Here is a 15,036-nt window from a genome sequence, read left to right on the forward strand (position 1 = left end):
AGATGAGATTTCCCATCACTTCGAGTGAGTAAGATCCCTCAGAGACGATGAGGTAGATAGGTCCGAGGTGGAAGCGTGGTGACACGTGGAGCTGACGGATACTAATCGATCGAGGACTTAACTAACATAATTCGTGAATGACGTCAGTCGTTGAATGTTGCTTATCTAGTTTTGAGGGTTCACCTCAATTAAATAGTCAAGGTCTAGTGGCGATAGCGGAGAGGTCACACCTGTTCCCATGCCGAACACAGCAGTTAAGCTCTCCAGCGCCGATGGTAGTCGGGTTTATCCCCGTGAGAGTAGGACGCCGCTAGGCAATTGAAAAACCCGGAAGTTTTCCAAAGCTTCCGGGTTTTTTGGTTTCTTTTTAAAAAACAGGTATAGAGTGCTATACTGTTCATACTTATATATAATCAGCATATATGTAGTTGTTGGAGGTGAGGATGATGGAAGTAATCCCTTTTTTGGATGATGATTTTAATACTTATTTCATCCGACTGCTTATCGCTCTTCTTTTATCTGGCTTGATAGGTTTTGAGCGGGAATTAAAAAACCATTCTGCGGGTTTTCGAACACATATACTGGTCGGGGTCGGAGCTTGTCTGATGATGCTTTTATCTTTATATGGTTTTGAGACATTTATGGAGTCATCAGATAATATCAGATTTGATCCAGCAAGGATACCTTCATATGTAATCAGCGGAATCGGTTTCCTGGGAGCAGGCACGATAATTGTCAATGGTATGACTATCAAAGGACTGACCACTGCTGCTTCGATCTGGACGGTGGCAGCGATCGGTTTGGTGATCGGTGCCGGGATGTATGACGCTGCTATTTTTACCACCATTATAGTACTGTTAAGTCTTGTAGTCTTGAATCAAATTGAAGAAAAAGTAATGGCAGGAAGAGGAAGAAATTTTGTTCGGTTGTTAGTAGAAAAAGAAGTCAACATGGGAGAAGTGGTAGAGACTTTTGATCAATTCGGTCTAAATGTAAAAAGATTATCTATTGAAAATGAACGAACAGGAGAACGGACGCTTTTTATAGAAATAGAGAGAGGACAAAAGTTTGACCAAACGGTTTTATTTGATTGTCTTTCTAAAATTGAACATGTCAAATTGGTATACGAACGAAAAGCATGAAACCACACCTAAGCTGTACTGCATCTTTGTAGTACGGCTTTTTTCTACATAATCTCTTATAAATCATGGTTTTAAAAACATGCGAATTAGGGGAACATGAATGGTATGAAAAAATTATAAACTTTTTAGTTGCATCCAGAAAAAATTTAAGTATAATAAAATTAAAGTCAAAGATAGTCAAAGTCAAAAGAGGAGGGGGGAAGATGCGGAATATATCCGACATCATTGAAGCTTATTTAAAACAAATACTTGATTCTAACCGTCAAGATGCAATCGAAATAAAGCGAAGCGAAATAGCAGAGCGCTTTCAATGTGTTCCCTCTCAAATTAATTATGTGATTAAGACTAGATTCACTGTGGAAAAAGGCTATATAGTAGAAAGTAAACGGGGTGGCGGGGGTTATATCCGCATTATACGTGTCAAACACCAGGATGATACGAAACTTTTAGATGAAATCTTAAATAACATCCAGGACAAAGTGACACAGACAGCCGCCATTGATATTATTGAACGACTTTTAGACGAAGAAATCATTACAGAGCGGGAAGCCAAACTGATGGTTAGTGTTATGACCCGCCAAGTACTGACCTTTCAACTTCCATTACGAGATGAAGTTAGAGCAAGGATTTTAACAGCAATGTTAACAACCCTTAGATATAAGATGTCATGAGGAGAAAGGGGAGAAGTTGAGATGGAGTGCCAAGAATGTCATCAACGTCCGGCAACTGTGCATTTGACCAAGGTAATCAATGGTGACAAAACAGAAATTCATGTGTGTGAACAATGCGCCAAAGAAAAAGGCTATGGCGAAACTTCCTTTTCATTGAATGACTTGCTATCAGGCTTATTCAACTTTGATCATGCCACCTCGATTAGCAGCGGCACAGCGCCAGCTTCCACGCAACTTGCCAAGCAGGTGCAATGTCCGAAATGCGGTCTTACGTATAAGGAATTTGCCAGAATTGGCAAATTTGGATGTGCAGAATGCTACAAGACGTTTGATGAGAAGCTCAATCCGATTTTTCGACGCGTGCATAGCGGGAATACCCAGCATAATGGGAAAATTCCAAAACGTGCAGGTGGTAACCTTCACCTTAGAAAAGAAATAGAACAGAAAAAACATGAGTTACATCAATTGATTGATAGAGAAGAATTTGAAGAAGCAGCTAAAGTACGCGATCAAATTCGTAAGCTGGAGAAACAGCTGGATGATGAGCAAGGAGGAGATGTCTGATGTCTCTTCAGAATTTCATGAATGAAGCGATTAGTCCATGGATGAAAGAAGAAGGTCCTGACAGCGATATTGTACTCAGCAGCCGTATTCGGCTGGCCAGGAACTTCGCGCAGGTAACTTTTCCTATCATTGCAAAAGAAGAAGAGCTCAAACCGATTCTTGATTTTTTTAATCAAGAATATGCTCATCAGTCATTTAAAGACTATAGAAACCTGGAATTAGTAGAAATGAGCAGGCTGAAGCCGATAGAAAAAAGAGTGCTGGTTGAAAAGCATTTGATCAGCCCTCATCTTGCTGAACATTCGGACCATTCGGCCGCATTGATTTCAGAGAATGAGCAAATATCGGTCATGATCAATGAAGAAGATCATCTTCGTATCCAGTTATATTATCCTGGCTTTCAATTAGAACAGGCTTTACAACGTGCCTCGGAGCTGGATGATTGGCTGGAGGAGAAAATAAATTATGCCTTTGATGAGAAGCGAGGGTATTTAACAGCTTGTCCCACAAACGTCGGTACAGGGATGCGGGCTTCTGTCATGATGCATTTGCCGGCACTCGCCATGACGCAGCAGGTAAACCGGATGATTCCAGCTATTAACCAGTTAGGGCTGGTGGTAAGAGGCATCTATGGAGAAGGAAGCGAAGCGTTAGGCAACATCTTTCAAATCTCCAACCAGATCACGCTTGGAAAGTCAGAAGAAGATATTGTAGAAGATTTGCAAAGCGTGGTCAGACAGCTGGTTGACCAGGAAAGGAAAGCACGCGAAACGCTGATGCAGCGTTCCGGCATCCAATTGGAAGATCGTGTGTTCCGTTCTTACGGGGTTTTGAAAAATAGTCGGATCATCGAGTCTAAAGAAGCTGCCAAATGCTTATCGGATGTCCGGCTGGGAATTGATTTAGGTTTTATTAAAAATGTATCCCAAAATATTTTGAACGAGCTGATGATTTTGACGCAGCCGGGGTTTTTACAACAATACGCTCAGGAAACATTGACGCCAGATCAGCGGGATATACGAAGAGCGTCGCTGATACGTGAGCGACTACAATTAGAAAAAAAGTAACACTACTTTAAGGAGGTTATGTCCATGATGTTTGGGCGATTTACAGAAAGAGCACAAAAAGTGTTGGCACTGGCACAAGAAGAAGCAGTACGACTAGGGCATAATAATATTGGTACAGAGCATATTCTGCTTGGTTTAGTACGTGAAGGCGAAGGAATTGCAGCTAAAGCTCTCACTGCTTTAGGTCTGGAAGCGGAAAAGATCCAGGGAGAAGTGGAACAACTGATTGGAAGGGGAGAGAAAGTTTCTCAAACCATTCATTATACACCGCGAGCTAAAAAAGTAATTGAACTATCCATGGATGAAGCTCGAAAGCTTGGCCATTCTTATGTAGGCACAGAGCACATTCTGCTGGGGTTGATCCGTGAAGGTGAAGGAGTTGCGGCGCGCGTATTGAACAACTTAGGAGTGAGCCTGAACAAAGCGCGTCAGCAAGTTTTACAGCTATTGGGGAATAACGAATCTTCAAACGGTCAGAATCGTCGTGGAGGTTCCAGCCAGGCAGCCAATGCCAACACCCCCACATTAGATTCCCTGGCACGTGATTTGACCGCAATTGCTAAGGAAGGAAATATTGATCCGGTCATTGGCCGTGGTAAAGAGATCGAGCGGGTTATTCAAGTACTCAGCCGACGCACTAAAAACAACCCTGTTTTGATTGGTGAGCCTGGGGTAGGTAAAACCGCTATCGCAGAAGGCCTGGCACAGCAGATCATTAGTAATGAAGTGCCAGAGATTCTCCGTGATAAACGTGTCATGACCCTTGATATGGGTACGGTCGTTGCGGGGACGAAATACCGTGGTGAATTTGAAGATCGCTTGAAAAAAGTAATGGAAGAAATCCGTCAGGCTAATAATATCATCTTATTCATCGATGAATTGCATACCCTGATCGGAGCGGGTGGTGCAGAAGGTGCGATTGATGCCTCAAATATCCTGAAGCCATCACTAGCCCGTGGTGAACTGCAATGTATCGGTGCTACTACAATCGATGAATACCGTAAATATATCGAGAAGGATGCAGCGCTTGAACGCCGTTTCCAGCCGATCCAAGTCGATGAGCCGACAACAGATGAATCGGTTCAAATTTTACAAGGGCTGCGCGATCGTTATGAAGCTCACCACCGTGTAACGATTACGGACGAAGCGATTGAATCTGCAGTAAAACTATCTGACCGTTATATTACGGACCGGTTCCTGCCGGATAAAGCAATTGACCTGATCGATGAAGCAGCATCGAAAGTTCGTCTGCAGTCTTATACTGCTCCGCCAAACTTGAAAGAATTGGAACAGAAGCTGGAAGAAGTACGCAAAGAAAAAGATGCTGCCGTACAAGGCCAGGAATTCGAAAAAGCAGCTTCACTACGCGATAGTGAACAACGTCTTCGTGATGAGCTGGAGCAGACTAAAAATGAGTGGAAAGAAAAGCAAGGGCAGGAAAGTTCCGAAGTATCTACCGAAGATATCGCAGCAGTCGTTTCTACTTGGACGGGAGTGCCGGTATCTAAACTTGCTAAAGATGAAAGCGAACGTCTGTTGAATATGGAGGACACCCTTCACAAGCGTGTCATTGGCCAGGATGAAGCGGTGAAGTCCATTTCTAAAGCGATCCGTCGTGCCCGTGCCGGACTTAAAGATCCAAAACGTCCGATTGGTTCCTTTATCTTCTTAGGACCGACTGGTGTAGGTAAGACAGAGCTTGCCCGCGCGCTTGCTGAAACAATGTTCGGCGATGAGGATGCCATGATTCGCATCGATATGTCCGAATATATGGAAAAACACAGCACTTCTCGTTTGGTAGGTTCACCACCAGGATATGTCGGTCATGAAGAAGGCGGTCAGCTTACTGAGAAAGTCCGTCGTAAGCCATATTCCGTTGTCCTGTTGGATGAGATAGAAAAAGCTCACCCGGAAGTATTCAATATCTTGCTCCAGGTGCTGGAGGATGGACGGTTGACTGATTCAAAAGGTCGCGTCGTCGACTTCCGTAATACCGTGCTGATCATGACCTCCAACGTAGGGGCTCAAGAGTTGAAACGGAATAAATTCGTAGGTTTCAGCCTGGGTGATGACAACCAGGATCATTCCGATATGAGATCGAAAGTGTTGGGTGAACTGAAAAAGGCATTCCGCCCAGAGTTCCTGAACCGGATCGATGAAACCATCGTGTTCCATTCTCTAGAAAGAAAACACATGACTGATATTGTCACGCTTATGGCTGAGGAGTTACGTAAGCGCCTGAAGGAACAGGAGATCGACTTCACCTTATCTCAGAAAGCCATCGAGAAAATCGCAAGCGAAGGTTTCGATCCCGAGTATGGGGCAAGACCGTTGCGTCGTTCCATTCAGAAAAACGTGGAGGACCTGCTTTCTGAAGAGCTCTTGAAAGAAAACATTGAAAAAGGGCAAAAAGTAGATATTGATATCAATGACCAAGAGGAATTTGTTGTACACGCCAAATAATGGAATATTAGAAATCGGAAGGTTTTTGCCTTCCGATTTTTTTCTGTTTTCGCTATGCTTTCAGTAGGGAGTCTTTCTGGTTTCGAAGTTTTATTATAGGAGAAAAATAAATAAATCTTGCAACCTTTCCATCATTCTTATCGTATATAAAATAACAGAAGTAAGGGGAGATCAGCTTGGCAAAAAAGAAAAGCAAATTTGTTTGCCAGGAATGCGGCTATGAATCGGCAAAGTGGATGGGCAAATGCCCGGCCTGTCATCAGTGGAACACCTTAGTAGAAGAAGTAGTTTCCAAGGACCCTGCCCGCCATGTTTTCCAGGCAGACAACAGTGCTTCTAAGAAACCTGAGAAAATAACGGCTATCCATTCGGAAAAGGAGCCGCGTATAACGACGAAGATGCCGGAGCTTAACCGGGTGCTCGGCGGCGGGATTGTGCCGGGTTCTTTGGTTTTAATTGGGGGGGATCCGGGAATTGGTAAGTCAACTTTGTTATTGCAAGTATCTTCACAGCTGGCAGACAAAGGAATGCCAGTTTTATATATATCCGGAGAGGAATCAGCCAGACAGACAAAATTACGGGCTGATCGGCTATCGATAAATTCGGAAGAACTTTATGTCCTTCCCGAGACCAACTTAGCGGAAGTAGTCAACCAGATTGAATCTATTAACCCGAAGTTTGTCGTCATCGACTCGATTCAGACCATTTACCGGGAAGAGGTGACCTCTGCGCCGGGCAGTGTTTCACAAGTGCGGGAATGTACGAGTGAACTGATGCGAGTCGCGAAAAGTAAAGGGATTCCGATTTTCATTGTCGGTCATGTGACCAAAGAAGGATCAATTGCAGGTCCTCGGCTGTTGGAGCACATGGTAGATGCCGTTTTGTATTTTGAAGGGGAACAACATCATACCTTCCGCATTCTGCGAGGAGTAAAGAACCGTTTTGGCAGCACCAATGAGATGGGTATTTTTGAAATGAAAGAAAAGGGACTGGAAGAAGTGGATAACCCTTCTGAAATCTTTCTGGAAGAACGTTCTCAGGGAGCGGCTGGTTCTACGATCGTAGCCTCCATGGAAGGGACACGGCCGGTACTGGTAGAGATTCAGGCGCTTATATCTCCCACTACCTTTGGAAACCCTAGACGCATGGCAACCGGACTGGACCATAACCGTGTGCCATTGTTAATGGCCGTCCTGGAGAAACGTGTCGGTCTTCTTTTACAGAATCAGGATGCTTATTTGAAAGTTGCCGGTGGAGTGAAATTGGATGAACCGGCTATCGATCTGGCAGTTGCCATCAGCATTGCTTCGAGTTTCAGGAACCAGGCATCCAAGGCGGATGATGTTGTAGTAGGAGAAGTAGGACTAACTGGTGAAATAAGACGTGTTGCACGGATAGAACAACGTGTCCAGGAAGCAGCCAAGCTTGGTTTTAAGCGAGTCATTATTCCGCAGAAAAACCTTGACGGCTGGACACCCCCTGACAATATTGAGGTGGTCGGGGTCAATACAGTACAGGAAGCATTAAGCATAACGTTAGGAGAGAGATAAATGGAATGGCATGAAATGAAAGAGTCCGTCATCGGCGATATTTTACAATTTGTCGCCCCTGGGACTCCAGTCCGTGAAGGCATCGACAACGTGCTGCGTGCGAAAACCGGCGGACTGATTGTGGTAGGGTATGATGAAAAGATGCATCATATCGTAGATGGAGGCTTTCATATCCAGTCTGTTTTCACCCCTGCCCATCTGTATGAATTAGCCAAGATGGACGGAGCTATCATTTTAGATGATCGAGGTGAATATATTTTATACGCTAACGCCCAACTCATCCCGGATTCGACTATCACATCGACAGAGACCGGGATGCGCCACCGGACGGCAGAGCGTGTCGCCAAACAAACCGGACATTTAGTAATTGCCATTTCTCAGCGGAGGAATGTCATCACCCTTTATAAGGGAAGTCTCCGCTATTCGCTGAAAGATATAGGAGTCATTTTGACGAAAGCGAATCAGGCGATCCAAACGTTGGAAAAGTATAAAAAGGTGTTGGATCAGGGGATTACAAACCTTGGGGCATTAGAATTTGAAGAGATGGTCACTTTTTCAGAAGTGATCCAGGTGATTCACAGAATTGAAATGGTCCTTCGTATCAAAACAGAAATTTTGAATTACGCAAACGAGCTCGGCACCGAAGGCAGGCTGGTCCAAATGCAGTTGACCGAGCTGGTATCGAATATTGAAGAAGAAGCTACCCTTCTACTGAAAGATTACAGTAAGAACGATGACTATGAACCTTCTTACCTGTTAAAAAAGATGCAGGAGGCTACCGACTCTGAATTGATGTCTGGAGAGAAGATTCTTAAATTACTGGGTTATTCCCCTAATCAGAAAATGCAGGATTCTATTGAACCGAGAGGGTATCGTATCCTGAGAAAAATTCCACGTCTACCACCTTTGATCATCGAACATCTGATTAATCGTTTCGGTACCCTTAATCATATCGTCATGGCTTCTACGAAAGAACTGGTTAAAGTCGATGGTATTGGGGATGTACGGGCAAATAAAATCAAAGATGGGCTGGATAGGGTCCAGGAACAGTTATTTGTAGATAGACATATTTAAAAATTGACAACTTTATTTCAATATGGTAAAATTTTATGTTAAAAAATTGACTATATTTGTAAATTGTGCTACCTTTGAAAATATATATAACTTACTGCTTTTATGGTTATAGCAACGCTATTTTGGTCATACTGTTGGCTAGGAGGTGAACATAGTGCTTAAAAGAATTGTGCAATTATTTATTATTATTGCGGGTGCTACATTAGGTTATTTGTATATCCCTGATTTGATGAAGCTTTTCACTGACCAGGGCTGGTTACAATCTTCTTATGTCGGCGCTATTTTGGGAGCACTTATCTTATTTTTATTAACATTTTGGCTGGTCGATTCGATTGTAAATTTACTGAGGTGGTTTGAGGATACCCTTGTAAAAGCCCCTTTAGCTGATTTGCTGCTTGGAAGCTTCGGTCTGATAATCGGACTGGTGATTGCATTTTTAATTAATATGATCATCCAGGATATTCAGATTCAAGTCGTCAGCCAGGTCGTCCCTATTTTCCTGACCTTTTTCTTAGGATATTTCGGATTCCAGGTAGGTTTTAAACGTAAAGATGAAATACTAGCGTTATTTGGTAATAGTACAATAAAAGACAAAAAACAACCGGAAGAAGAAAATACTGCCCAGGTTACAGCAGAACTTCCTAAGCCGAAGATTCTGGATACGAGTGTCATCATCGATGGCCGGATAGCGGATATCTGTCAGACTAATTTTCTTGAGGGAACCATTGTCATTCCGCAATTTGTGCTGGAAGAACTGCAGCATATTGCCGATTCCTCTGATGGTTTGAAGCGTAATCGCGGTCGACGCGGGCTGGATATACTGAATAGACTTCAGAAAGATCTTCCGGTCAACGTGGAGATCTATGAGGGAGATTTTGAAGAGATCCAGGAAGTGGACAGTAAATTGGTCAAGCTCGCTAAAGTAATGGATGGTGTAGTTGTCACGAATGATTTCAATTTGAATAAAGTTTGTGAGTTTCAGAATGTAGCGGTGCTGAATATCAATGATCTTGCTAATGCTGTGAAACCGGTTGTTCTGCCAGGTGAAGAAATGAAAATCCAGGTGATCAAAGATGGTAAAGAGCAGAACCAGGGGGTTGCCTACCTGGATGATGGTACAATGATTGTTGTGGAAGAAGGAAAGAATTACATTGGTGAAACCATCGATGTCATTGTCACGAGTGTGTTGCAGACATCTGCGGGCCGGATGATTTTCGCTAAACCGAAACCACTTGAAAAAGCCTTATAAAAAGGGTATAAACAAATAAGGAAAAGCAAAAGTGATAACAGGTGATGTTATCGCTTTTGTTGTTTACAAACGGTTAGGATGGATGCATGATGATCGAATATACAGCAATAGTGCTCGCAGCTGGTCAGGGAAAGCGAATGAAAGCGGGGAAAAACAAACAGTTTCTGCTGCTGGATGATAAGCCTTTAATTATACATACCTTATCCGTTTTTGAGAAAGACGAGTGGTGCCGGGAGATTGTGTTAGTTATTAATGAAAAAGAGAAAAAGAGTATGCAGTCTCTGCTTGATGTTCACCCCTTTGAAACGGTTATCCGGTTGACGGTTGGAGGGAAAGAGCGTCAGGATAGTGTGTATCAAGGGTTGAAGTCAGTTTCCAATAAATCGATTCCAGTGTTTATTCATGATGGAGCAAGGCCGTTTGTGGAACAGTCCCACTTACATGAGTTGGCTAAAGAAACGGTGGAACATGAGGCGGCATTGCTGGCAGTACCGGTTACGGATACAATCAAACAGCGGAATGGAAATAAGCTGACGACCCTGGACCGGAAGACCTTATGGGCGGCCCAGACGCCACAAAGCTTTTCCTATCCATTGATATTAGAAGCACATGAACAGGCGAAAAATGCCGACTATACGGGGACAGATGATGCTTCACTTGTGGAACGGATGGGAAGAGATGTCACGGTTGTACAAGGAAGCTATGATAATATGAAATTAACAACTCCAGAGGATAAGGCGAAAGCACTATCGCACCTATCCCATAAAAACAACAAGACGGGAGATGAAGGGATGTTTCGGATAGGACAAGGATTTGATGTGCATCAGCTTGCCGAAGGGAGGAAGTGCATCATCGGTGGTGTGGAGATCCCTTATGAAAAAGGATTGCTCGGCCACTCCGATGCAGATGTATTACTTCATACGGTAGCGGATGCTTGTTTAGGAGCAATCGGGGAAGGAGATATTGGCAGACACTTCCCGGATACTGATGAAGCATATAGGGGCGCAGATTCTTCCCAACTGCTCGAAGATGTCTGGCAGCTGGTTGAGGAAAAAGGGTACAACCTGGGTAACCTGGATTGTACAGTAATTGCCCAAGCACCGAAAATGGCGCCATATATAGAGGGAATCAGGAAAAATATTGCTGCGTTATTACAAGCGGACATTAGCCGGATCAATGTCAAAGCGACAACAACAGAAAAATTAGGCTTTCCTGGAAGAGGCGAAGGAATTGCCGCGCAGGCTGTTGTCCTTTTGCAGAATGATAACTAAAAGACTGGAAAAAATGATAAAATAGGACAAGGTGAAGAACGTCCTTCCATGGAGCGGAAACTAGAAAGGGGTAGACATACTATGAACAACGAAGTGAGGGTGCGCTATGCACCAAGTCCAACGGGCCACCTGCATATCGGGAATGCCCGCACGGCTTTATTCAATTATTTATATGCGCGTCATTTAAATGGGAAATTCATCATCCGGGTGGAAGATACCGATGAGAAGCGAAACGTCGAAGGTGGTGAGAAAAGCCAGCTGGATTACTTGAAATGGCTTGGCATCGAGTGGGATGAAGGTGCGGATATCGGTGGTGAGTACGGACCATACCGCCAAATGGAGCGGCTTGATATTTACCAAAAGTATGTGGACGACTTATTAGAGCGTGACTTGGCTTACAAGTGCTATATGACTGCCGAGGAGCTGGAACAGGAACGTGAAGAACAGCGTGCGAAAGGGCAAGTACCGAAATATTCTGGTGCTCATGCCGACTTGACGCAGGAACAATGTGAGCAATTCGAAGCGGAAGGCCGTGAGCCGAGCATCCGCCTGCGTGTACCGAAAGACCACACTTATAAGTTCAATGATATTGTTCGTGAGGACATCAGTTTTGACTCCAGTGACTTTGGCGATTGGGTAATTGTAAAGAAAAACGGAATCCCGACATACAATTTCGCCGTTGCCATTGATGACCATCTGATGGGTATATCCCATGTATTGCGAGGAGAAGAACATATCTCCAATACACCAAAGCAAATGATGGTATATGAAGCCTTCGGATGGGAGCCGCCTAAATTTGGCCACATGACACTGATTTTAAATGAAAACCGTAAAAAGTTGAGTAAGCGTGATGAACATATCCTGCAGTTCATTGAGCAATACAAAAACCTTGGTTACTTGCCGGAAGCTTTGTTCAATTTCATCACACTGCTCGGCTGGTCCCCGGTAGGTGAAGAAGAAATCTTTACGAAAGATCAATTTATCGAGATGTTTGATCCTAATCGTCTGTCCACTTCACCAGCTGTATTCGATCCGGCTAAATTGAAATGGATGAACAACCAATACATCAAAGCGGCTGATTTCGATCAAGTGGTCGATTTAACGCTGCCGCATTTAATCCAGGCTGGTCGTCTGCCTGAAGATTTGGACGGGGAAGAACGAAAATGGGCCCTTGAATTGATCAGCCTTTATCATGAACAATTAAGCTATGGTTCTGAAATCGTGGAATTGACAGAGTTATTCTTCAAACAGGAAATCGAGTATGATAGTGAAGCGATGGGAGTGCTGGAAGGAGAGCAGGTTCCTGAAGTATTAAGCACCTTCAAGCAGAAGCTTGCCGAACTGGAAGAAGTGACACCACAGAATATTAAAGCTCAAATCAAAGCGGTTCAGAAAGAAACAGGTCATAAAGGGAAGAAGCTGTTTATGCCGATCCGTGTAGCTACCACCGGTCAGACGCACGGTCCGGAACTCCCGGATGCTATTCATTTGCTTGGTATCGATACAGTAACGGTCCGCTTGAATGATGTCCTGAATAAGCTGGAAGGCTAAATGATTCACAAAGGATCATTATTGTAATATAGTAATAATACATTTAAGAAACGTATCATTAGGAACGTCGATGAGGAAAAGTAGAAAGCATATCCCTTACACAGAGATAACCACCCTGGCTGAAAGTGGTTTTAAGGCCTGCTTTTGAATTGCCCCTCTGAGTCTTGCGTCGAACGAAGTAGGCGGAAGCGGGTTCTCCCGTTATAGAGAATCGAGTTGGAGAAAGGTACTTTCTCAAACAGAGTGGAACCGCGCGTGGAGCGTCTCTGTGCTGATCAGCATAGAGGCGTTTTTTTATTCTTTTAAAAATAGTTTAGATTTACGAATGCTTACGTCATAAGCCAAAGGCGACAAGCAGGTTTTCTAATATATTTAAGGAGGTCAAGTATGGGGCTATTCAAAATGTTCAAGGAAGATGTAGATGTCGTGTTTGACCAGGATCCGGCAGCTCGCACGTATTTTGAAGTTATTCTTACCTATTCCGGGCTGCATGCCATTTGGGCGCACAGGGTGGCCCATGCTTGTTATAAACGGAAATTTTTCTTCATCGCCCGTGTGATTTCACAAATCAGCCGCTTTTTCACAGGGATTGAGATTCACCCCGGTGCGACGATCGGACGTCGTTTTTTTATCGACCATGGTATGGGTGTAGTAATTGGGGAAACCTGTGAAATAGGAGATAATGTGACTATTTTCCAAGGGGTCACTCTAGGAGGCACAGGGAAGGAAAAAGGAAAAAGGCATCCGACTTTGCTGGATAATTCCCTTGTCGCTACAGGGGCGAAAGTGCTTGGTTCGATTACCATCGGGGAAAATTCCAAAGTGGGAGCAGGGTCTGTGGTATTGAACGATGTTCCTGATAATTCTACCGTAGTAGGGATTCCGGGACGGGTAGTCATCCAGGACGGTAAGAAAGTAAGGAAGAAGGACCTGGATCACCACAAGCTTCCTGACCCGGTATATGATCGATTGAAAGCGATGGAAGAAGAAATCATGCGGTTGAGAAAACAGATTGACGATAGCGAAGGAGCGATTCACGATGGCCATAAAAATTTATAATACGCTTAAACGGACAAAAGAGGTATTCACTCCTCTCGAAGAAGGTAAAGTGAAAATGTATGTATGCGGACCGACCGTATATAACTATATCCATATCGGGAACGCCCGACCGGCTATCGTATTCGATACTGTTCGCCGGTATTTCGAATATAAGGGGTATAACGTCGATTATGTACTCAACTTTACAGATGTCGATGACAAGCTGATCAAAGCAGCTAATGAAATGGGGGAAGAGGTGCCCGCGATTGCCGACAGATTCATCGGTGCCTACAAAGAGGACGTCAAAGCTCTCGGTGTAAAGGAAGCCGTCCATCATCCCCGCGTTACGGAAAATATGCCTGAGATCATTGAATTCATTAAGGGTTTGATCGATAAAGGCCATGCCTACGAATCCGACGGAGATGTTTATTTTAAAACACGTTCGTTTGATCAGTATGGTAAACTGTCCCATCAGTCCATTGACGAACTACGTACTGGAGCACGGATCCAAGTTGGTGAGAAGAAGGAAGACCCGCTTGACTTTACTTTGTGGAAACAGGCGAAACCGGGAGAGATTTCCTGGGAGAGCCCATGGGGCAAAGGGCGCCCTGGCTGGCATATCGAATGCTCGACAATGGCCAAAAAGTATTTAGGTGAAACGATTGATATTCATGCCGGTGGCCAGGATTTAACATTCCCGCACCATGAAAATGAGATCGCCCAATCGGAAGCACATAACTGCCAGACATTCGCAAATTATTGGATGCACAATGGTTATATCAATGTGGAAAATGAAAAAATGTCCAAGTCGCTTGGCAACTTTGTTCTTGCCCATGACTTAATCCAAAAGCACGATCCCAATATCATCCGCTTCTTTATGCTAAGTGTTCATTACCGTCACCCAATCAACTTTAGTGATGCACTTCTGGAAGGGGCGAAAAACAGCTTTGATCGGATTCGCAATGCCTATGAAAATCTTCAGCATCGTAAACAAGCAAGCATGGATCAAGCCGACCAGAAAGAGTGGCTGGAAAAAGTGGCACAGCATAAACAGCGGTTTGAAGAAGAGATGGACGATGATTTCAATACCGCCAATGCGATATCGGTATTATTTGATTTGACGAAAGATGCCAACCTGTATCTTCAATCCCCGCAAACTTCTACAGAAGTGATTGAGGCGTTCGAGGAAGCTCTGGTTTCGCTTACGGGTATTCTCGGAGTAGAATTGAAGCAGGAAGAGCTGATTGATGAAGAAATTGAAGCCTTAATCCAAAAACGGATTGAAGCAAGAAAGAACAGGAACTTTGAACTTGCCGACCAAATCCGTGATGATTTGAAAGCAAGGAATATCATTTTAGAAGATACACCACAAGGGACACGCTGGAAACGGGGATGA

12 protein-coding genes, 2 rRNA genes and 1 other annotated feature are annotated in these 15,036 nt (G+C 43.9%); all 14 genes read left to right on the forward strand.

The annotated features are described in order from the left end of the window. Positions 1-125 (forward strand): 23S ribosomal RNA (locus B9Y67_RS00275); the annotation flags it as partial. Between the two features lie 77 nt (positions 126-202). Then, positions 203-316, forward strand: a 5S ribosomal RNA gene (gene rrf, locus B9Y67_RS00280). A gap of 127 nt (positions 317-443) precedes the next feature. Next, on the forward strand, positions 444-1,142 hold the full coding sequence (locus B9Y67_RS00285) for an MgtC/SapB family protein (protein ID WP_085504847.1): 699 nt from the start codon (positions 444-446) through the stop codon (positions 1,140-1,142). A gap of 203 nt (positions 1,143-1,345) precedes the next feature. Continuing rightward, positions 1,346-1,813: a CtsR family transcriptional regulator gene (locus B9Y67_RS00290; protein WP_085504848.1), complete on the forward strand. Its 468-nt coding sequence runs from the start codon at positions 1,346-1,348 to the stop codon at positions 1,811-1,813. A 21-nt stretch (positions 1,814-1,834) separates the two neighbouring features. Next, positions 1,835-2,377: a UvrB/UvrC motif-containing protein gene (locus B9Y67_RS00295; protein WP_085504849.1), complete on the forward strand. Its 543-nt coding sequence runs from the start codon at positions 1,835-1,837 to the stop codon at positions 2,375-2,377. Next, positions 2,377-3,444 (forward strand): protein arginine kinase, encoded by a 1,068-nt coding sequence (locus B9Y67_RS00300; protein ID WP_085504850.1) that lies wholly within the window; start codon positions 2,377-2,379, stop codon positions 3,442-3,444. Before B9Y67_RS00295 ends, B9Y67_RS00300 begins: the two co-directional genes overlap by 1 nt. 24 nt (positions 3,445-3,468) lie before the next feature. After that, entirely contained in the window at positions 3,469-5,907 is a 2,439-nt protein-coding gene (gene clpC / locus B9Y67_RS00305; protein ID WP_085504851.1) for an ATP-dependent protease ATP-binding subunit ClpC, read from the forward strand. 176 nt (positions 5,908-6,083) lie between these two features. Beyond that, positions 6,084-7,457 carry a DNA repair protein RadA gene (radA, locus tag B9Y67_RS00310; protein WP_085504852.1) on the forward strand — a complete coding sequence of 458 codons (1,374 nt, stop codon included), beginning with the start codon at positions 6,084-6,086 and terminating at the stop codon, positions 7,455-7,457. Continuing rightward, on the forward strand, positions 7,458-8,531 hold the full coding sequence (gene disA, locus B9Y67_RS00315; RefSeq protein WP_085504853.1) for a DNA integrity scanning diadenylate cyclase DisA: 1,074 nt from the start codon (positions 7,458-7,460) through the stop codon (positions 8,529-8,531). 154 nt (positions 8,532-8,685) lie between these two features. Then, complete coding sequence (locus B9Y67_RS00320) at positions 8,686-9,780, forward strand: PIN/TRAM domain-containing protein (protein WP_085504854.1); 1,095 nt, start codon at positions 8,686-8,688, stop codon at positions 9,778-9,780. An 89-nt stretch (positions 9,781-9,869) separates the two neighbouring features. Further along, complete coding sequence (gene ispD, locus B9Y67_RS00325; protein WP_085504855.1) at positions 9,870-11,051, forward strand: 2-C-methyl-D-erythritol 4-phosphate cytidylyltransferase; 1,182 nt, start codon at positions 9,870-9,872, stop codon at positions 11,049-11,051. Positions 11,052-11,132: 81 nt separating this feature from the next. Next, positions 11,133-12,602: a glutamate--tRNA ligase gene (gene gltX / locus B9Y67_RS00330; protein ID WP_085504856.1), complete on the forward strand. Its 1,470-nt coding sequence runs from the start codon at positions 11,133-11,135 to the stop codon at positions 12,600-12,602. A 58-nt stretch (positions 12,603-12,660) separates the two neighbouring features. Then, positions 12,661-12,873, forward strand: a binding site (T-box leader). A gap of 116 nt (positions 12,874-12,989) precedes the next feature. Next, the gene (cysE, locus tag B9Y67_RS00335; RefSeq protein WP_085504857.1) at positions 12,990-13,661 is read left to right on the forward strand and encodes a serine O-acetyltransferase; all 672 of its coding nucleotides are present in this window, start codon (positions 12,990-12,992) and stop codon (positions 13,659-13,661) included. Beyond that, positions 13,642-15,036 (forward strand): cysteine--tRNA ligase, encoded by a 1,395-nt coding sequence (gene cysS / locus B9Y67_RS00340; RefSeq protein ID WP_085504858.1) that lies wholly within the window; start codon positions 13,642-13,644, stop codon positions 15,034-15,036. Before cysE ends, cysS begins: the two co-directional genes overlap by 20 nt.

Origin of the sequence: Thalassobacillus devorans, assembly GCF_900176565.1 — a bacterium.
Lineage (GTDB): Bacteria > Bacillota > Bacilli > Bacillales > Halobacillaceae > Thalassobacillus > Thalassobacillus devorans_A.

Bases quoted from the DNA above. Each gene is read 5' to 3' on its own strand.
- clpC (WP_085504851.1), top strand. From the start codon at position 3,469: ATGATGTTTGGGCGATTTACAGAAAGAGCACAAAAAGTGTTGGCACTG.
- gltX (WP_085504856.1), top strand. From the start codon at position 11,133: ATGAACAACGAAGTGAGGGTGCGCTATGCACCAAGTCCAACGGGCCAC.
- cysE (WP_085504857.1), top strand. From the start codon at position 12,990: ATGGGGCTATTCAAAATGTTCAAGGAAGATGTAGATGTCGTGTTTGAC.
- B9Y67_RS00285 (WP_085504847.1), top strand. From the start codon at position 444: ATGATGGAAGTAATCCCTTTTTTGGATGATGATTTTAATACTTATTTC.
- disA (WP_085504853.1), top strand. From the start codon at position 7,458: ATGGAATGGCATGAAATGAAAGAGTCCGTCATCGGCGATATTTTACAA.
- B9Y67_RS00300 (WP_085504850.1), top strand. From the start codon at position 2,377: ATGTCTCTTCAGAATTTCATGAATGAAGCGATTAGTCCATGGATGAAA.
- cysS (WP_085504858.1), top strand. From the start codon at position 13,642: ATGGCCATAAAAATTTATAATACGCTTAAACGGACAAAAGAGGTATTC.
- B9Y67_RS00295 (WP_085504849.1), top strand. From the start codon at position 1,835: ATGGAGTGCCAAGAATGTCATCAACGTCCGGCAACTGTGCATTTGACC.
- ispD (WP_085504855.1), top strand. From the start codon at position 9,870: ATGATCGAATATACAGCAATAGTGCTCGCAGCTGGTCAGGGAAAGCGA.
- B9Y67_RS00290 (WP_085504848.1), top strand. From the start codon at position 1,346: ATGCGGAATATATCCGACATCATTGAAGCTTATTTAAAACAAATACTT.